The organism is Wenyingzhuangia sp. 2_MG-2023, from assembly GCF_030548295.1.
In the GTDB taxonomy this organism is placed as follows: Bacteria; Bacteroidota; Bacteroidia; order Flavobacteriales; family Flavobacteriaceae; genus Wenyingzhuangia.
In genome coordinates this window covers 70225-89142 of the sequence record NZ_JAUOSB010000008.1, presented here as the reverse complement: position 1 = coordinate 89142, position 18918 = coordinate 70225, and the positions used below count along the sequence as shown (strand labels likewise).

Here is an 18918-nt window from a genome sequence, read left to right as displayed (position 1 = left end):
TAATTAAATGAAAGTTTTAGCAAACGACGGTTTAGCACAATCTGGTGTTGATGCCTTAGAAAAAGCAGGATTTGAAGTAATTTTAAACACAGTTGCTCAAGATCAATTAGAAAACTACATTAACGAAAACAACGTTGATGTAATCTTAGTAAGATCTGCAACTACTGTAAGACAAGAATTAATTGATGCTTGTCCTTCTTTAAAAATCATCGGTCGTGGTGGTGTAGGAATGGATAACATTGATGTACAATATGCAAAAGATAAAGGATTACACGTAATCAATACTCCAGCTGCTTCTTCTCACTCTGTTGGAGAATTGGTATTTGCTCACTTATTTGGTTTGGTACGTTTCTTACAAGATTCAAACAGAAACATGCCTTTAGAAGGTGATACTAAGTTTGGTGCTTTAAAGAAATCTTACGCTAAGGGAGTTGAGTTGAAAGGTCAAACTTTAGGAGTGATTGGTTTTGGTCGTATTGGTCAAGCTACTGCTAAAATTGCTTTAGGATTAGGTATGAAAGTAATTGCTTTTGATCCTTTCTTTGAAAAAGTAGATTTAGATTTAGAATTCTTTGATGGACAAAAAGTAAGCTTTACCATTAATACAACTTCTAAAGAAGAAGTATTAAAGAATGCTGATTTTGTTACTTTACACGTACCTGCTCAAGATGGTTACGTTATTGGTGCTCCTGAATTTAAAATCATGAAAAATACAGCAATCATTATCAACGCTGCTCGTGGTGGTGTAATTGATGAAGTTGCTTTGATTGAAGCTTTAGAGGCTGGTGAAATTTCAAAAGCAGCATTGGATGTTTTTGAAAGCGAACCTAAACCATCTATGAAAGTATTAATGAATCCTAACATTTCATTAACTCCACATATTGGTGCAGCTACTTTAGAAGCTCAAGACCGTATTGGAACTGAATTAGCTTCTCAAATTATTTCTATATTGAAGTAATTAGATATCGCATAAACATAAAAAAGCCCTTATTAATTTTAATAAGGGTTTTTTGATTTATAAAGTTTTATTTACTTACTCCATAATACGATTCTGCATACTCTTTACTTCTTTTTTCCAACGGTTTTCCTTTACTCCAATAACGAAAATATTTTACTTTAAATTCCTCATTTAATTTACTTTTTTCAGATGGTAAAGCACCAAACCACTTGTTAGACTCATTGTTAAAATTAATTTCTAAAGGTTGGTACCAATGTGTGTTTTCTGCCTCTCTAAATAAAACTCCATCAATATAAAAACGGATAAATTCTTCATCCCACTCAATTCCCCAAACATGATAATCATCTTGTAGACTAAAAGGGACTTTGTATTTTTTATTTCTACTAAAGTGCTCTTTAACACCACCATATTTTTCTGGAGATCTAAAAACATGAATGTTAGAATTCAAATCATTTTGTTGATTTCTAGTAACTGGAGAGTTTTCACAAAAATCTAGCTCTGTCCACCAATCTTTAGTTCCTAAAGAAGCCCAAAAACCAGATACCCAAGTGTCGTTCATTAATTTCATTTCCGCCTCAAAATAGCCATACAACACTTTTTGTTTGCTTTTTATAAAGCCAGCAGTATGGGTATATCCTTCTGGTAAAACTTCTTCTTTATTATGTTGATTGATTTTAAACACCAATTCACCACCTCTTAAACTTACATTAGATCCATGAAAATAAGTAGGTTGCCTTCCTTTCCATCCTGGATTGTTAGGATGCCATTTTTTAGTATCTAAACTTTTTTTATCAAATTCATCACTCATCAATGCTGACAATACCCACTTATTTTTATTCTCCTGATCAAATAAAGGATATTCATTGTTTGTTCTTTTGGGTGCCTTAGAAAAATCAATTTGATTTGTAAATTTTTCTTTTGGTTTGGTTTGTGAAAAACCTGTAGTAATTACGAATACACTCAGTACAATTAGTAGTTTATTTTTTTTCATTTTGGTATAATATGTTAAAATTGTTAAAGTACAGTAAGCTTAGAATACAACACCACACATAGTTTACGAACTAAACTTACAATTTTGTAAAATTCTAAAAAACAACTAGTCAAAGCTTGAACTATTTTGCATATAAATTGTACAATTTTATGGTAATGATTAAAAATGAATTCTTATATCTTTGTAGAACAACTAGACATTATGACAATTTCTCAAAACTTAACAAACATTCAGAAAACAATCCCTAAAGGAGTAACTTTAGTAGCTGTTTCTAAAACCAAACCTGTTTCTGATATTCAAGAAGCGTATGATGCTGGTCAACGTGTTTTTGGTGAAAATAAGATTCAAGAAATGGTTGCTAAGTATGATGAACTTCCCAAAGATATTTCTTGGCACATGATTGGACATTTACAAAGTAACAAAGTAAAATACATGGCTCATTTTGTGGATTTGATTCATGGAATAGACAGTTTCTCTACTTTGCAAGAAATCAACAAACAAGCCAAGAAACACAATAGAATTATCAACTGTTTGTTGCAATATAAAATTGCTCAAGAAGATTCTAAATTTGGATTGTCTCAAGAAGAAATCAATAATATTTTAAACTCCTACGACTATAAAAATATGGAGAACATAAAAATTGTTGGTTTGATGGGAATGGCGAGTTTTGTGGACGATGAAATTCAAATTAGAGAAGAATTTAAGTCCTTAAAAATCTTTTACGATCAATTAAAAGATCAACACACACAATTTAGCACTATTTCTATGGGAATGAGCGGAGATTACCCGTTAGCCATTCAAGAAGGAAGCAATATGATTCGTGTAGGAAGTGCCATTTTTGGAAATAGAAATTATACCAAATAAAAAAAGTTCCAGAAAATTCTGGAACTTTTTATTATTATTTGTATTTGTGATATTTAATCTTTGTAAACGTCACTTGGCCACTTATCATTTGAACCATTTAAATCTGGTAAAACTTTATCAGGATCAATTTCTGCAGATTTCAACTTTTTATCTGTTTTCAATAAATAATTCCAACTATCACCTCTTTGCCAAATTTCTACGGGAATGTCTTTAACTTCAGAAGTGCCATCTTCATAAGTCACTTTTAATTTAACTGGCATAGGAACATCTCCTCTATTCTCTAAAACAATAATATAATCTCCTTTATAGCCTTGTACGTAGTTGATGGCCAAATCTACATTTCCAGTTCCATAAAACCAACCTTTCCAGAACCAGTTTAGGTTTTCTCCTGCACCATTTTCCATCGCATTGAAAAAATCTGAAGGTTGTGGATGTTTGTAAGACCAATTTTTAATGTATTGCTTGAATGCATAATCAAAACGTTCTGGACCTAAAATATACTCACGCAACATTACCAATCCTAGTCCTGGTTTTCTGTATGCAGTATTTCCTAAATTACGAGTATTTACAATATCTGGATACGTATCAATTCCTTCTCTATTTTTTGAATTGTAAAAACTCATACTTTTTCTTCCTCTATTCAATGTATTTGGGTACTCTTCATTGTTAAAAGCTTTTGCACTGTAGTAGTTGATAAATGTATTAAAACCTTCATCCATCCAAGGGTACAAACGCTCATTAGAACCAACAATCATAGGAAACCAATTGTGTCCAAATTCATGATCCGTAACTCCCCACAAACGTGCTCCTTTGCTTTTAGAACTACAAAAACTTACTCCTGGATATTCCATTCCTCCAACATTAGAAGCTACATTTACAGCATTAGGATAAGGATACTCAAACCATTGGTTTGAATAATTTTCTACAGAAGCTTTGGTATATTCTGTAGAACGTCCCCAAGCTTCGTTTCCTCCTACTTCTTTAGGATATACAGATTGCGCTAAACTTTTTTTACCACTAGGCAAGTTGATTTTTGCAGCATCCCAAACAAAAGCTTTGGAAGTAGCAAATGCAACATCTCTTGTATTTTTCATAGTAAAATGCCAAGTAAGTGTTCCTTTATTTGTTGGTCTAGTTTTAGCAACATCGTTTACTTCTTCGGGTGTAATGATGTAAACTCGATCATCACTTTTAGAAGCTTCTTCCAAACGATTTCTTTCTGTAGATGTCAACACTTCTTTACTGTTTAACAACGCTCCAGAACCTACTACAATATGATCGTAAGGAACTGTAATTTTGTAATCGTAATTACCATAATCTACATAAAACTCTCCAGCTCCTAAATAAGGTTCTGTATTCCATCCTTTTACATCGTCAAACACGGCAACTCTTGGGTACCATTGCGCTATAGAATATACAGTTCCGTTTTCTGTATCCAATCTTCCCATTCTGTCCATTCCTGCTTTAGGAATTGCAAAAGTAAAGTCCATACTTACCGTTGCTACACCTTTTTTGGCAGGAATAGGCTCTTTAAAAAACACCTGCATTCTGGTATCAGAAATAATGTGTTTTGAAGACACTCCTCCTCTTTTGGTTGATTTAGCTTCTAAATTGGTAATGGTACAACCTCCATCTACATCTCCTGAATAACGATTTCCATTGATTGGAGTTGTTAACGTTCCTCTAGATGTTTCTTTAAAACGATTCTGTTCCACATACATCCAAATATAATTTAAATCGTAGGGACTCGTGTTATGATACGTCAAGGTTACATGCCCTGTAATCGTATTTTTTTCGTCATCTAAAGTTGCTTCAATGCTATAATCTGCCTGATTTTGCCAATATTGGTCACCAGGTTCTCCTAAAGCAGATCTATAAGGAGAGCTTTGACGGTACAATACTGGATTGAAATCACTTTGGTTGTTAGGTATTACCTCTTGAGCCGATACTGTAAACATCTGAAAAGTAAGCAGACTGAATATAGACCATTTAAAAATTCGTTTCATAAATTGGGATATATATTTTTATTAAAGCGAATAAAATTAACGCATTCATGCAAAGTAATCAAAAGAAAAGCTTAATTAAAAACATGTTTTTAGGCATGTTTTCATTAAGCTTTTCGAAACTAGAACTAATTACTATAAAAACTTACTTCTAAGACTCCATCATCTTTTTGTATTTGATGAAGAACAAATTTCCAATTAAAGAACAGCAAAACATTGCCAAACCTATCGGAATTAAATTATCTGAATGAAAAACGGCTATCAATGTACCAATACTAAAACCTAGTAAGAATCTAAATATTCCCAATGTAGCATTTGCAGATCCGCTTGTTTCTGGGTTGATATTTAGCAAAATGGCAGATCCATTTCCAAAAATCAATCCCAAGCTTCCTATAAAAAAGACAATCAACACAAATACATTCCAAAACGTATCAAAACCAAACACAAGTGTTGTTACCAATAATAAAGCGGTTACTAACTGCATTATCAATCCAACTCTCAATAGTTTTTGAGGTTCATAAAATTTTAAGAGGTAGGTATTTACTAATGACAAAACAATATTTAGTAAAATATTAGAGCCAAAAACAAGTGGAAAATTCTCAACAGATACATGTAGATATTCTATGTAAACAAAAGAAGCACTTGTAATAAAAACGTACAATCCTGAAATTGGGAAAGAAATCGTCATTAAAAAAATTACTGATTTTTTATCAGATAAAAACACTTTGTACTTTTCTATCAACTGCTTTCCGGTAATTTTTTTTGTTATTGATTCTTTCTTTTTAGATTCAGGCACCCCAATATAAAAGATGCTAAACAAAACAATAGCAAACAAAAACAAGAAGTAAAAAACACCATGCCATCCATGATAATGGGTGATAAACGCACCTATAACTGGGGCAAATAAAGGAGCCAACATCATAATCATAGAGGTGATTGTAATCAGTCTAGCAACTTCTTTTCCTTTGTACCAATCTCGGATAAACAAATTAGAAGTTACGGTAGCAAAACCTCCTCCAAAAGCCTGAACAATTCTTAAAAGCAGCACAACTTCTATATGATGACAAAAAGTAATCAACAAAGCAGAAAATCCGTAAAGTCCTATTCCTATCAAAGCAATGGGTTTTCTTCCAAAAGCATCAGACAAAGGACCTCCAAAAAAGTTACCAATAGCAAAACCTAAAAAATATAAAGTTATTGTCAACTCAATTATATTGATTTCTACTCCAAAGAAAGTAGCCATCAAAGGCATTGCTGATAAAAAAGAATCTATTGCAAATGGAGACAATGCAATTAATGCAGCCATTAAAATGGTGATAACCGTATGGTTATTTGTATTTATTTTAAAGCTTTTCATTTTTATAGTTGCATTTTAAAGTGTGCAAATTTAGACTCTAAAGAGAACAACTAAGCAATACAAAATTTCGAAAAAATGATACTTTTTAAGGTAGTTTTCTAAAAGCCAACGGAGTAATTCCTTGGTTATTCTTAAAGAATTTGATGAAATTTGTTGCTTCTTCAAATCCCATCTGATGTGCTATTTCTTCTACAGGTAAATTTGTTTGTACCAAAAGTGATTTGGCTCTTAACACTTGGTAATTCATCAGTACTTTCTTAGCGGTCAAACCTGTAGCTCTTTTCACACATTCTGACAAGTAAATTGGAGTGATGTTTAATTGGCTTGCATAATCAGAAATACTTTGATAACTCACCGTTTCTTTCAAAATCATTTCTTCAAACTTACTCGTAATTTCTTCGTAACGCTTCAACTTTACATTTCCGGATTCTCCTTTTAAAATCCTTTTAACATAATTTAATAAAATAGTTAAATACGACTGAATAATTTCTAAGCAATGAGCTTCGTTATTCTTGTGTTCTCTATGAATAACTTCTAAAATCTGCTTGATAAAAACTTGTTCTTCTTTACTGATTTTATAATATGGATAGGAACTCAATTTGAAAAAAGGAAAATCATACTGAAAATTGTATTGATGTTTGGCGGGTGTAAAAAACTTTGGAGAAAAGAAAATAATATATCCAATAGGTCTTTCAACCCGATGAATGGAAAGTGACTGCATGGGAGAAGTAAACGTAAGTGTGTCTTTAATTCCCTGAAAAGTGGTGTGCCCTATTTGAATTTTGTTTTTATTTTCTTCATAAAAAGAAATTTCAAAAAAACGTTTGTAGTGAGGAAAACTCTCAATTCTTTTGGCATAGTTCAATTCATCAAGCCTAAGAATATAAAAATAAGGAGAAATCATTTTTTTTGCCAAGTCCAATTCAGGCAACAATTCCTCTATTGTTTCAAATATTTTCACTTTTCAATTTTTGATATTTACAAAAATAGCAAAACTAAAATTTGTATTTCTGTTCTATCAATTTAATCCACAGATACAAACTCTTATCAAAACGTTATTTTTGTATAATTAAATGTTACAGAGGTCGTTTCTTTGATTTGACAAGGATATGCTATATTTGTGGTGAACAGCAACACTAAAAAGACTTGTTCTTAAAATGATTTCAACAATGTACGCAATTTTGGACATAGAAACTACCGGAGGAAAATTCAACGAAGAAGGAATGACAGAAATTGCCATACATAAATTTGACGGAAAAAAAGTTGTAGACAAATTTATTACTTTGGTCAATCCTGAAATCCCTATCCAACCTTTTGTAGTACAATTAACGGGAATTAACAACAATATGTTGCGTAATGCACCTAAGTTTCACGAAATAGCCAAGCAGATTGTAAACATTACCGAAGATTGTATTTTAGTAGCCCACAATGCCAATTTTGATTATAGAATTTTACGATTGGAATTCAGTCGTTTGGGTTACAATTTTGTGAAAGATACTTTGTGTACCGTTGAACTTAGCAGAAAATTAATTCCAGATCAAGATTCTTACAGCTTGGGCAAGCTCTGCAAGAGTTTAGGAATTCCCATGAGTGATCGCCACAGAGCTAATGGAGACACTATTGCAACGGTCAAACTTTTTAAAATGCTTTTGAACAAAGATATTGGTAAAGAAATTATCAAAGCCAATGTAAAGGTTGAAGGTAAAGTAAAAGTTAAAAGCAATGTGAATAGTCATTTTCAAAAATTGTTAGAGAAAGCTCCAAGAAAAACTGGAGTTTACTACGTTCATAACAAAGAGGGAGATATTTTATATACTAGTAAGAATAAAAATATTCGCAATGGTGTAAATCAATTGTTGTTACGAAAATCTAACAGAGCTAAAAGTTTACAGAAAAAGATTTTTGACATTAGCTACGAAGAAACAGGAAGTTTGCTTATTGCTGCCATTAAAAGTTTACAAACTGTTAGAGAAAACAAACCTAGGTTCAACACTAGCACATCTCAAAACATCCCAACAGTTGTGTTTAATATTGAGAATGCTCTTTTTATTGATTTGGGAAGAAATACTGCCGAAAAATCTATTTTCTTGTTAGAAAATGGACAATTGAAAGGTTATGGTTATGTAGAATTGGCACATCAAATTACGCATATAGACATTGTAAAGAATCTGATTACTCCTATTGAAGATAATTTATTCAACAGAGATCAATTCAAAAAATATTTAGACAAAGGCAAATTCAAAAAAATAATTCGTTTTGAATCCTAAAAAAAAACAGCAACACTGGAAAGAACGTTTGCATGAAATAATTTACGAGGCGGATACTCCCGCAGGTAAATTGTTTGATGTTGTATTGCTAATTTTAATTTTCATCAGTGTTTTGGTTGTAATGCTAGAGAGTGTAGGCTCTTTACAAACAACGTATGGAACTTATTTTCATATCATTGAATGGATCATCACCATTCTTTTTACCATTGAATATTTGTTGAGAGTTGCTACAGTTAAATCTCCATTAAACTATATTTTTAGTGTGTATGGATTGATTGATTTGGCCGCAACATTGCCCAAATATTTAGGTCTTTTTATTTTAAACACAGAAGCACTTTTAATTCTTAGAGCACTAAGATTGCTACGCGTTTTTACCATTTTAAAATTGGTGAGATATGTAGGAGCTTCTAATGATTTGCTCAAGGCAATCAAAGCGAGTAGGGCTAAAATTGGTGTGTTTGTGTTTGCTGTTTTAATTCTTTCTATCGTTTTAGGAACTATTATGTATTTGATAGAAGGGAATGCAAACAGTGGTTTTACAAGTATTCCAAGAAGTATTTATTGGATTATTGTAACCATGACTACCGTAGGTTATGGAGACATTGCTCCTGTAACGGCTTTAGGACAATTTTTTGCTTCTATTGTAATGATTATGGGATACGGAATTATAGCTGTTCCTACAGGAATTGTTTCTTCTGAATTTAGCGATCTTAAAAAAACACCTACAAATACAAAAGTTTGTAGCAATTGTAACGAATCTAAACACGGTGACAATGCAAAATATTGCCACCAATGTGGATACATATTATAAGACCTTATGAATTATTTAATCACAGTTGTAGGTCCAACAGCCATTGGAAAAACAGCATTGAGCATTCAATTGGCCAATCATTTTAAGGCAGAAATCATTTCTTGTGATTCTAGACAATTTTTTAAAGAAATGACCATTGGTACCGCAGTTCCAGAACCCGAAGAACTAGCTGCTGCAACACACCACTTTATCCAAAATAAAAGCATAAAAGAAACATACAGCGTAGGACATTTTGAGCGTGAAGCTATAGAAAAACTGAACGAGTTATTTACTCAACACAACGTGGTTGTAATGGTGGGCGGAAGTGGTTTGTACGTAGATGCTGTATTAAATGGATTGGATGATTTTCCTAATGTAGATCCCAAAATTAGAGAAGAACTTAACACTAGACTAGAAACAAAAGGGTTAGATGATTTACAATCTCAACTAAAAATATTGGATCCTGAAACCTATGATCAAATTGCTATAGACAATCCACATAGAGTTATTAGAGCTTTGGAAATTTGTATTGGTAGTGGACAGACATACAGTTCTTTTAAAAACAAACCCAAATCTCCTAGAAATTTTACACCTATCAAAATAGGTCTAACCGCAGATAGAGAAATTATTTACGAACGCATCAACCGTAGAGTAGATATTATGATGGAAAAAGGATTGCTAAAAGAAGCTCAAGAACTACATTCCTTAAAACACTTAAACGCTTTACAAACGGTTGGATATAGAGAATTGTTTGATTTTTTTGATCATAAAATAACTCTAGATTTTGCTATTTCTGAAATCAAGAAAAACTCTAGACGATTTGCAAAAAGACAATTGACTTGGTTTAAAAAAGATGAAAATACATTGTGGTTTGATTTTCAAACAGAAATTCAACAGATTAAATCTACTCTTGAAAAGTTACTGAAATAACCATTTCTTATTTTTAAACGTTTTCATTAAGTCTTCTATTTTAGAAGACTTTTTTTACTTCATAAACGATCCTCTCCTACTTTAAGTTGGTTTAAAACTTCTGATATTAACCTTCTTAAAATCCATTTTCTCATTGTATTCAAAAAAGAAACAATCTTTTTTTATTTTTTTTCAGAATATTTAACTGTGAATCAAACCCTTATAAAACCTAGAGAGATAACGCTTTTTTAGGCTTCAAAAAACAACCGAAACAAAAACCAAACAGTACTTTGTTTTGCATAGTACTAAATTATTACATAGATTTGTCACATCAAAACAAATCAAAATTGTAAACCATGAAAAAAAATAGTGAAAACACCAGCGCTTTTTTAATTCACTTAAGCGCATTTGCCAACTACATCTTTCCCTTTGGAGGAATCATTGTTCCCTTGATTTTGTGGCAAACAAAAAAAAGTGAAAGCAATTATTTAGATGAACAAGGAAAAGAAGTCGTTAATTTTAACATCAGTTACTTGCTGTACCAGTTTGTATTTGCTACAATAAGTGTTCTGATTGTTATTTTTTCTTTTTTTAAACACATTCCTTTTTTAGAACATTTAGAACATCTAGATTCCATTAATTTTGAAGCTTTCATTGAAGAACGTCATTTTATAATTCCCTTATTTATTTTTTCAATTTGTGGATTTTTTGCAACCTTAAAATTTATACTCATCATTACTGGAGCATTAAAAGCACACAAAGGAGAAAAATATGCCTATCCTTTTACCATCTCTTTTATCAAATAACAACAAATAACTCTCTATGAAGATTGAAAACACAAAAGCACAAATGCGAAAAGGAGTTTTGGAATATTGCATTCTTTCCATCTTACAAAATGGAGATGCCTATACTTCAGAAATTCTATCAACCTTAAAAAGTGCAGAAATGATTGTAGTAGAAGGAACTATATACCCTCTATTAACACGACTAAAAAATGCAGGTTTGCTCAGTTACCGTTGGGAAGAATCTACTTCTGGACCTCCAAGAAAATACTATGTACTAACAGAAAATGGGGTCCTGTTTTTAAAAGAACTAGATACTACCTGGTCTAATTTAATCAACGCTGTCAACCTAATTACAAGTCAAAAAAACTAACAACATGAACAAAACTATCAATATAAACTTAGGAGGGTTCTTTTTTCACATAGACGAATCTGCCTACCAAATTTTAAAACGCTATTTAGAAGCCATTTCTAACTCTCTAAGTGATGACCCACAAGGGAAAGACGAAATTTTAGCCGATATAGAAGCAAGAATTAGTGAACTTTTATCTGAAAAAATTCAAGACAAAAGACAGGTTGTTAATGAACAAGACATTCAGAGCATTATCAAAATTATGGGAGAACCCGAAGATTATGCAGATACCGAAGATGCCTATACTGAACATAATTCTTCGTACCGAACAAAAGGAAATCCTGTAAAAAAATTATTCAGAGATGGAGAAGATAAATTTTTAGGAGGTGTTGCTTCAGGAATTGCACATTATTTTAACACCGATCCGATATGGATTCGAATTGCCTTGATTCTATTATTAGCCGCAGGTGGTTTTGGAGTCTATACCTATATTATTTTATGGATTTTACTTCCTGAAGCAAAAACTACAGCAGAAAAATTACAAATGCAAGGTGAGCATGTAAACATCAACAATATTGAAAAGAAAATTAGAACTGAATTTGAAAACGTTAGTAATAAAATTAAAAACACAGATTACAGCGGAGCAAAAATTGGTTTTCAAGCTTTTTTAGACAATGTAGGGATCATTCTTATTCGTTTGTTTAAAATTTGTACTAAAATTATAGGTGTATTTTTAATTATTATTTCTTCTATTTTAATGGTCTCCTTGGTTCTAAGTGCTTTTTCATTTAGTTCTTTAGAAATGTTAGGAATCAATCACGATTTAAGAGAATCTCTTCCTTTCCTATACCAATCAAGCATTCCTAGTTGGCTATTGTCTATCGCTATGCTTATCTCCTTCGTAATTCCATGTTTGCTACTCTTCTTTTTAGGAATTAACATTGTGTCTAGTAAAACAAAACCTCTTAATAAAATTGCATTTACATCATTATTTATTTTGTGGATTTGTGCCATTTTAAGCTTGGTATTCTCTGGTCTTGAAAATTATTCGTTAAATGCTGTTGAAGGTTCTAAAGTAAAAACAGATACGATAGAAATGCTACCTAGTGACACATTGTATGTAAAAACGATGAATAACGACAATTTTATTTTTAAAAGTCAATTGATGAGAAATTCCAATCAAGAGATAATTTCTGACAATAATGTTCAAAAAATTTACAGTAGTAATATTTACATCAACATTAAAAAGAGTGAGTCAGATGAACCTTATTTAAAAATTAGAAAAAAATCTGAAGGAAATAGTTTGACTAGTGCTCTAGAAAATGCAGAAAAAATAAGTTACGGTTATCAGTTTACAGACAATCAAGTGATGTTTGATAGCTACTTTTTAAGTCCGATGGATAGTAAATTTAAAGACGAAATGGTTTCTGTTGATTTGTATCTACCCGAAGGAATGACTCTAGTTTTAAACGAATCTTCTAAAAATTTTATTCACAACTACAAAACCACAAAAAGGTTGAAATTTTGGCAATTGATCAACCACCATTTTACCATGACTCAAAAAGGGCTAAACTGTACCGATTGTGAATTAGACCAACATGAAAATATTTAAAAATCAACAAACTATGAAAACTATTTTAACAAAACTAACACTTATTTTAGTACTTGTAGCCTCGCTATCAAGTTGTGCTTTTGATACTAGAGAAAAACTAAAAGGTAACAAAAATGTTATCAAAGAACTTAGAGAAGTAACAGAAACGTTTGACAATTTAAAAGTTGCTCAAGGAATCAATCTTTTTGTAGGAATGGATTCAGAAGCTACCATTAGTGTAGAAGCCGATGAAAATGTTATAGAACACATTAAAACTGAAATTTCTGACGGTTTATTAAATATTTACATCAAAGGTTTTTCTATCTATTCTAGCACTAAAAATGTTTATGTTACTTTGCCAAATCTATCTTCTATAAAAGCAAGTAGCGGAAGTTCTGTAATTTCTGAAAACTTATTGATGAGTGATGATTTAAACATTAAAAGTTCTAGCGGTTCTGAAATACAATTGGATGTGGATACAGAAAACATACAAACCACAGCAAGTAGCGGTAGTTCCATAAATATTAAAGGAAAAACAATAATTTCTATGGTAGAATCTAGCAGTGGTAGTTCTATTCAAGTTTCCGATTTAAAAAGTAAAAAAACAACAGCTATTGCCAGTAGTGGTTCAAACATTGATCTTTATTCATCTCAAGAATTGATAGCAAAAGCCAGTAGTGGATCTAGTATTCATTACAAAGGAAATCCTGAAATAGTGAACAAAAAAACATCTTCTGGAGGAAACGTTTCTAAAAAATAAACCTATTCTAAAAATAAAAGCTACCTAATTAGGTAGCTTTTATTTTTCTATATATTGATCTGATACTTATTCTACTGTTACCGACTTTGCCAAATTTCGTGGTTGATCTACATTACATCCTTTAAAAACCGCTACATGATATGAAAACAATTGCAACGGAATTACAGACACAATAGGCTGTAACATGTCTGAAACTCTTGGCACTTTAAAAACAAAATCTGCCACGTGAATCATATCACTATCATCTTCATTAATTACTGCCAAAATAGGTCCCTTACGCGCTTTAATTTCTTGTGCATTGGACACCAATTTATCGTAGTATTCATTATTTGTCGCCACAATAACTGTTGGTAAAGATTCTTCAATCATGGCAATAGGTCCGTGTTTCATTTCTGCTGCCGGATATCCTTCTGCGTGTATGTATGATATTTCTTTCAACTTTAAAGCACCTTCTAAAGCTATCGGAAAATTGATTCCTCTTCCCAAGAACAAAAAACTGGTAGTTTGTGTATAATTCTTAGCGATGGATTTTATATGCTCGTTCGTAGAAAAAATCTTATTTACCTCTAAGGGTAGTGTTTTGATTTCCTCTACCAATGCACTTGCTTTTTCCTGAGAAATGGTATTTCTTTCCACACCTAATTGAATTGCTAAAAGTGAGACAACAGCTACCTGAGCCGTGAATGCTTTTGTAGAAGCTACACCAACCTCAGAACCCGCATAAGTATAAGCTGTAAAATCACATTCCCTAGCCATAGATGATCCAAAAACATTGCAAATACAGAAAGTAGTAGCTCCTTTAGATTTGGAATAACGCAAAGCTGCCAAGGTATCGGCAGTTTCACCAGACTGAGAAATTGCCATTACAATATCACCTTCGGTAATGATAGGATTTCTATATCTAAATTCCGAAGCATACTCTACCTCTACAGGAATTCTAGCCAATTCTTCTATAATATATTCTCCAACAATACCTGCGTGCCATGAAGTACCACAAGAAACAATGATAATTCTATTGGCTTTGATCAATTTATCTTTTAAAACGTCTAAGTTTTCAAAATTGATATTTGTATTTTCCGTATTTAAATGACTGTATAACGTATTTTTTATGGTTTCTGGTTGTTCAAAAATCTCTTTAAGCATGTAATGCTCATACTTACCTTTGCTGACTTTGTTTAAGTTCAAGTCAATATTTTTAACTCTATAAGGTTTTTGAACACCATATATGTCTGTAATCTTCAACTTTTTTCCTCTTTCTAAAACCACCACCTCATCGTCATTCAAATAAACCAACGATTGTGTGTGTTCTACAATAGGAATTGCATCTGATGCTACGTAAAATTCTTCATTAGTTTCTGTAACCCCAATTGCCAATGGACTTCCTTTACGAGTAACCACCATTTTATTAGGCTCTTTTTTATCCATTACCGCTAAAGCATACGCTCCATTAATACCTTGCAATGTTTTTTTTAGAGCATCTTCTATATTCAAATGATTTTTCTCTTGCACAAATTGAATATAATTCACCAGGACTTCTGTATCCGTTTGACCTATAAATGTATATCCATGCTTGATCAACTCGTCTTTTAAAAACTTATAGTTTTCAATAATTCCATTGTGAACAATAACAATTTCTCCATTGTTAGATTTATGAGGATGTGCATTTTGTTCTGTAGGCTCTCCATGAGTTGCCCAACGAGTATGTGCAATTCCCATAGACAAACCCTTCACACGCTCGTCTATACTTTCTTCTAAATTAATTACTTTTCCTGGTTGTTTGTAAATTAGAAAATCACCATTTAAAACAGCAATCCCTGCACTATCGTATCCTCTATACTCTAATTTTTTTAATCCATCAACTAAAATTGGTGAAGCCTCCTTATTCCCAATATACCCTACAATTCCACACATATTTTTCTATTTTATTCCTTTAACTAAAGTAATTAATTTGTGAGCTCTATTCTTTTTATCTTCTATATGCTCTAGAATATCTACAACCGTTATATTGGTTTCAAAAACACCTCTAACACTTTTAAAATCTGCTAATTTTTCTTCTTGATTTCCATCGGCACCAAAACCTACATGCGTGTGCAAATCAAACTCTTTACTTGCATCTTTGTATAGAAAATCTCCCAACTCAATAACTGAGCTTTCCCATTTTTCTATAATTTCAATAAATTGATCTCCCGTGATTTCTTTAAGATTAACTTTATAAAATCTTTCTAACAAATCCAAAGCCCAATTTCGCTCGTACTCTCTATATTTTTTATGGATTTTATGCAGTTCTTCATTAATTACCTCAGACGATGTAATTTCTTTATTTTCTACTTTTTGGATAAACTCATCCATTTTAGAAATAGGACACAACATTCCAGCAACATCAATCCATTTTCCTTTTCCAATTTCCGAAGTGGGTTGCAACGCATTTCTCAACTCTTCAATAGTCGTAATATTCTTCTTTCTTAATGTACTGACTATAATATTTCCAATAAAATTATGAATCAACTTAGTGTACAGGCCTATTCCTTTATGCAAACTAGACTTTTTAATAGCCATATCTTGATATGTATATTCATCTAGTTTATCTCCAGAAAACACTAAAATATCTTGTAAGTGCTTTAATCCTTTGGTAACTTTTAGCATTGTGTAAGGACTAACCGTATTAAAATTCACAATGTCCAATCTATTTTTTTCAGACCTGCTATCTCTTTTCGGCCATTTTTGAGCATCACGTATAATTCCAACGCTTTTTAAATTGGCTCCAGGTGCTAAATATGATTTGTTCTTACTTTCTATCAAATAAGAAAATGGAAAATCAGAAGAATCTACATTTTGATAATGTCGTCCCATCACCAAAGTAAAAGGACCTATTTTAGATGGCCAAATTACGTAAGAATTACTAGTTGTTTTAGCTCCACGCTCCATAATTCCCTGATGCACTGGACCTAACTTATACATATGATTGCTCTGATTAGAACCACTACCAGCATTCATAAAAGAAAACAAACCAGCTATTAGCAATGTAGATTTATGATGTGTTACGGTATATGGACCTGCAAAAATAGAGCATGCTTCTCCGTTATAACCTTGAGAATTTGCAAAAAAGACAGAATGATCTACAGAATAATGTTTGTCTATTTTACATCCTTGTCCTACAAAACAATTAGACAATATAGAAGCATTGTCTATAACGGAATCACTAGAAATGATAAAATTCATTATTTTCACATCTGTTCCTATATATATAGGGGCATCTGGCTTGGAGTTGATACTTCCGTTGATCAACTTAGAAACAGATCTTATTTTTGTATTGCTCCCTATAAAAACCCCTTTGATGGTTTCTGTATTCAGAATCATAACATCGTCTTCTATAATTCCTACATTAGAAACAACAGATTCTATATACCCATCTATCATGGACAACAATTGTTCTACCAACAACGTTTTATGACGATACAATGCCAAGAAATAAGCTACTTGGGCAGATAAATGATTGTAAATAGGAATTCTTCTTCCTCCTCCTTCATTGATAACATCTACCAAAACACCGTTTCCAAAAGTACAATCTCCTTCAACGGCAATTATTCCAACATTAAAAATTAAGACATTGTCTCCTATATGATAATTCGCAATATAAGATTCCACATTTTTAATAAACGGATTGTCTCCAATACGACAATTGTGAAGATGTACGTTCTCAATAACATTGTGACTACGAACACCACCATAAAAAGTTCTTTCTCCCTCAATATTACCAATATAGTTTTCTCCAGAAAAAACTACATTCTTAATTTTAGAGATATTCGTAGTTGGTTTAATATACAAACTATCCCAAGCATCCGAAGAACAACCTTGAATTTTTAATTGTTTCACCAACTCGCTGGGAATAATGATATAATTTTTCAAGATTTATAAGGTTTTATTAACCAAATATAGAAAATAAACTCTGAAAGATACTGGCTCGCATGTTAAAAAAATCTATTTTTATCATGTCTAAAAGTACACATTTATGGAGCATTACATTGGGGTCATCGGAATCCTATTTTTACTACTTGTCGCTTATCTTCTGAGCAACAACAGACTAGCAATTTCTATCAAAACAATTCTATGGGGACTAGGTTTACAACTTGCTTTTGCATTATTAATACTAAAAACTAGAGTAGGTCTTCCATTTTTTAAATTTTTTGATAGTTCTATAAAAAAACTACTAGAATATGCTGACAAAGGTGGTGATTTTCTATTTTCATCTTTTATTACTGGACAAGTAGAAGCTCCCATCATAAATTTTGCTGTTAGAGTCTTACCTACAATCGTTTTCTTCTCTGCTTTGATGGCTTTTTTCTATCATATTGGAATTATGCAGTGGATTGTTAAGTTAATTGCTAAAGTTTTTCAAAAAACAATGAAAACGAGTGGTAGTGAAACTTTAAGTGTTGTAGGAAGTATTTTTGTAGGGCAAACTGAAGCTCCTTTGCTTGTAAAACCTTACGTAAAAAACATGACCAAATCTGAGTTGATGACTATAATGGTAGGTGGTTTTGCAACAGTTGCTGGTGGTGTTATGGCTATTTATGTAAAAATGCTACATCAAATACCCAACATTGCAGGTCATTTAATGGCTGCTTCCATTATGAGTGCTCCCGCAGCTATCGTAGTTGCTAAAATCATGTATCCTGAAACTGAAAAATCAGAAACAGAAGGAACTCTAAACACAAACATAGAAAAAACAGCCAACAATAGTATTGAAGCTATTGGAGACGGAGCTATAGATGGATTGAAACTTGCTGCTAATATTGCTGCAATGTTAATTGCCATTGTTGGAATGGTGGCTTTGATTAACGGAATGTTACACTTTATCAACACTTCTTTGTCTGAAATTTTTGGTTATATGTTTCAACCTTTGGCCTTTTTGATGGGAATCCCTTGGAGCGAATCACATGTATTTGGTACGTTGTTAGGTGAAAAAATTGTATTGACAGAGTTGATTGCATATAAAGATTTAGCAATTCTTAGAAGCAACAATGAAATTTCAGATCGTTCTGCTACTATTGCTAGTTATGCTTTGTGTGGTTTTGCCAACTTTGCTTCTATCGGAATTCAAATGGGAGGAATTAGCGCTATTGCTCCAAATAGAAAAAAAGACATTTCTAAACTAGTCTTAAAAGCTATGGTAGGTGGTGCAATTGCCTCATGGATTACGGCTTGTTTGGCAGGACTTATTCTTTAAAATCAATTATTTAACTTTTAGTTAAGTTCCTTTTAACAGTTTTGGCATAGGTTTGTACGCTAAAGTA

General features: G+C 32.1%; 16 protein-coding genes. 10 read left to right on the top strand and 6 right to left on the bottom strand.

Translation table 11 applies throughout. From position 1 onward, the window contains the following. Window positions 1-7: 7 nt before the first annotated feature. Window positions 8-958 (top strand): D-2-hydroxyacid dehydrogenase, encoded by a 951-nt coding sequence (locus Q4548_RS10390; protein WP_303454602.1) that lies wholly within the window; start codon window positions 8-10, stop codon window positions 956-958. A 67-nt stretch (window positions 959-1025) separates the two neighbouring features. Here Q4548_RS10390 and Q4548_RS10385 read toward each other — a convergent pair whose 3' ends face one another. Next, a complete protein-coding gene (locus Q4548_RS10385; protein ID WP_303454600.1) occupies window positions 1026-1949 on the bottom strand; it encodes a family 16 glycosylhydrolase in 924 nt (307 codons plus the stop codon). Between the two features lie 201 nt (window positions 1950-2150). Between Q4548_RS10385 and Q4548_RS10380 the strand changes: the two genes are divergently transcribed. Further along, window positions 2151-2813 carry a YggS family pyridoxal phosphate-dependent enzyme gene (locus tag Q4548_RS10380; protein WP_303454742.1) on the top strand — a complete coding sequence of 221 codons (663 nt, stop codon included), beginning with the start codon at window positions 2151-2153 and terminating at the stop codon, window positions 2811-2813. 53 nt (window positions 2814-2866) lie between these two features. Here Q4548_RS10380 and Q4548_RS10375 read toward each other — a convergent pair whose 3' ends face one another. From Q4548_RS10375 to Q4548_RS10365, 3 genes are all read right to left on the bottom strand, one after another. After that, window positions 2867-4819 (bottom strand): M1 family metallopeptidase, encoded by a 1953-nt coding sequence (locus tag Q4548_RS10375; protein WP_303454596.1) that lies wholly within the window; start codon window positions 4817-4819, stop codon window positions 2867-2869. Window positions 4820-4967: 148 nt separating this feature from the next. After that, window positions 4968-6173 carry a multidrug effflux MFS transporter gene (locus Q4548_RS10370; RefSeq protein ID WP_303454594.1) on the bottom strand — a complete coding sequence of 402 codons (1206 nt, stop codon included), beginning with the start codon at window positions 6171-6173 and terminating at the stop codon, window positions 4968-4970. Between the two features lie 85 nt (window positions 6174-6258). Continuing rightward, window positions 6259-7134: an AraC family transcriptional regulator gene (locus Q4548_RS10365; RefSeq protein WP_303454592.1), complete on the bottom strand. Its 876-nt coding sequence runs from the start codon at window positions 7132-7134 to the stop codon at window positions 6259-6261. A gap of 208 nt (window positions 7135-7342) precedes the next feature. Here Q4548_RS10365 and Q4548_RS10360 point away from each other — a divergent pair, with 208 nt between their 5' ends. The 7 genes from Q4548_RS10360 to Q4548_RS10330 all read left to right on the top strand — a co-directional run bounded on the left by Q4548_RS10360 (window position 7343) and on the right by Q4548_RS10330 (window position 13624). Then, on the top strand, window positions 7343-8440 hold the full coding sequence (locus Q4548_RS10360) for an exonuclease domain-containing protein (protein WP_303454590.1): 1098 nt from the start codon (window positions 7343-7345) through the stop codon (window positions 8438-8440). After that, window positions 8430-9251 carry an ion transporter gene (locus Q4548_RS10355; RefSeq protein ID WP_303454587.1) on the top strand — a complete coding sequence of 274 codons (822 nt, stop codon included), beginning with the start codon at window positions 8430-8432 and terminating at the stop codon, window positions 9249-9251. Before Q4548_RS10360 ends, Q4548_RS10355 begins: the two co-directional genes overlap by 11 nt. Before the next feature lie 6 nt (window positions 9252-9257). Then, a complete protein-coding gene (miaA, locus tag Q4548_RS10350) occupies window positions 9258-10160 on the top strand; it encodes a tRNA (adenosine(37)-N6)-dimethylallyltransferase MiaA (protein ID WP_303454585.1) in 903 nt (300 codons plus the stop codon). Window positions 10161-10495: 335 nt separating this feature from the next. Next, entirely contained in the window at window positions 10496-10945 is a 450-nt protein-coding gene (locus Q4548_RS10345) for a DUF4870 domain-containing protein (protein WP_303454583.1), read from the top strand. Between the two features lie 16 nt (window positions 10946-10961). Then, window positions 10962-11294 (top strand): PadR family transcriptional regulator, encoded by a 333-nt coding sequence (locus tag Q4548_RS10340; protein ID WP_303454581.1) that lies wholly within the window; start codon window positions 10962-10964, stop codon window positions 11292-11294. 4 nt (window positions 11295-11298) lie between these two features. Next, entirely contained in the window at window positions 11299-12885 is a 1587-nt protein-coding gene (locus Q4548_RS10335; RefSeq protein WP_303454579.1) for a PspC domain-containing protein, read from the top strand. A 13-nt stretch (window positions 12886-12898) separates the two neighbouring features. Continuing rightward, window positions 12899-13624: a head GIN domain-containing protein gene (locus Q4548_RS10330; RefSeq protein ID WP_303454576.1), complete on the top strand. Its 726-nt coding sequence runs from the start codon at window positions 12899-12901 to the stop codon at window positions 13622-13624. A 66-nt stretch (window positions 13625-13690) separates the two neighbouring features. On the opposite strand, the gene glmS is transcribed toward Q4548_RS10330, so the two are convergent. Then, window positions 13691-15535, bottom strand: coding sequence for a glutamine--fructose-6-phosphate transaminase (isomerizing) (glmS, locus tag Q4548_RS10325; RefSeq protein ID WP_303454573.1), 1845 nt, complete (start codon window positions 15533-15535; stop codon window positions 13691-13693). A 6-nt stretch (window positions 15536-15541) separates the two neighbouring features. Next, complete coding sequence (locus Q4548_RS10320; protein ID WP_303454571.1) at window positions 15542-17530, bottom strand: DUF4954 family protein; 1989 nt, start codon at window positions 17528-17530, stop codon at window positions 15542-15544. 103 nt (window positions 17531-17633) lie between these two features. Here Q4548_RS10320 and Q4548_RS10315 point away from each other — a divergent pair, with 103 nt between their 5' ends. Next, window positions 17634-18851 (top strand): NupC/NupG family nucleoside CNT transporter, encoded by a 1218-nt coding sequence (locus Q4548_RS10315; RefSeq protein ID WP_303454569.1) that lies wholly within the window; start codon window positions 17634-17636, stop codon window positions 18849-18851. The last annotated feature ends 67 nt before the right edge of the window (window positions 18852-18918 follow it).

Excerpts from the sequence above, each read along its gene's own strand:
- miaA (WP_303454585.1), top strand. The coding sequence starts at position 9,258 with ATGAATTATTTAATCACAGTTGTAGGTCCAACAGCCATTGGAAAAACA.
- Q4548_RS10340 (WP_303454581.1), top strand. The coding sequence starts at position 10,962 with ATGAAGATTGAAAACACAAAAGCACAAATGCGAAAAGGAGTTTTGGAA.
- Q4548_RS10330 (WP_303454576.1), top strand. The coding sequence starts at position 12,899 with ATGAAAACTATTTTAACAAAACTAACACTTATTTTAGTACTTGTAGCC.
- Q4548_RS10375 (WP_303454596.1), bottom strand. The coding sequence starts at position 4,819 with ATGAAACGAATTTTTAAATGGTCTATATTCAGTCTGCTTACTTTTCAG.
- Q4548_RS10385 (WP_303454600.1), bottom strand. The coding sequence starts at position 1,949 with ATGAAAAAAAATAAACTACTAATTGTACTGAGTGTATTCGTAATTACT.
- Q4548_RS10360 (WP_303454590.1), top strand. The coding sequence starts at position 7,343 with ATGTACGCAATTTTGGACATAGAAACTACCGGAGGAAAATTCAACGAA.
- Q4548_RS10370 (WP_303454594.1), bottom strand. The coding sequence starts at position 6,173 with ATGAAAAGCTTTAAAATAAATACAAATAACCATACGGTTATCACCATT.
- Q4548_RS10335 (WP_303454579.1), top strand. The coding sequence starts at position 11,299 with ATGAACAAAACTATCAATATAAACTTAGGAGGGTTCTTTTTTCACATA.
- glmS (WP_303454573.1), bottom strand. The coding sequence starts at position 15,535 with ATGTGTGGAATTGTAGGGTATATTGGGAATAAGGAGGCTTCACCAATT.
- Q4548_RS10345 (WP_303454583.1), top strand. The coding sequence starts at position 10,496 with ATGAAAAAAAATAGTGAAAACACCAGCGCTTTTTTAATTCACTTAAGC.
- Q4548_RS10380 (WP_303454742.1), top strand. The coding sequence starts at position 2,151 with ATGACAATTTCTCAAAACTTAACAAACATTCAGAAAACAATCCCTAAA.
- Q4548_RS10390 (WP_303454602.1), top strand. The coding sequence starts at position 8 with ATGAAAGTTTTAGCAAACGACGGTTTAGCACAATCTGGTGTTGATGCC.
- Q4548_RS10315 (WP_303454569.1), top strand. The coding sequence starts at position 17,634 with ATGGAGCATTACATTGGGGTCATCGGAATCCTATTTTTACTACTTGTC.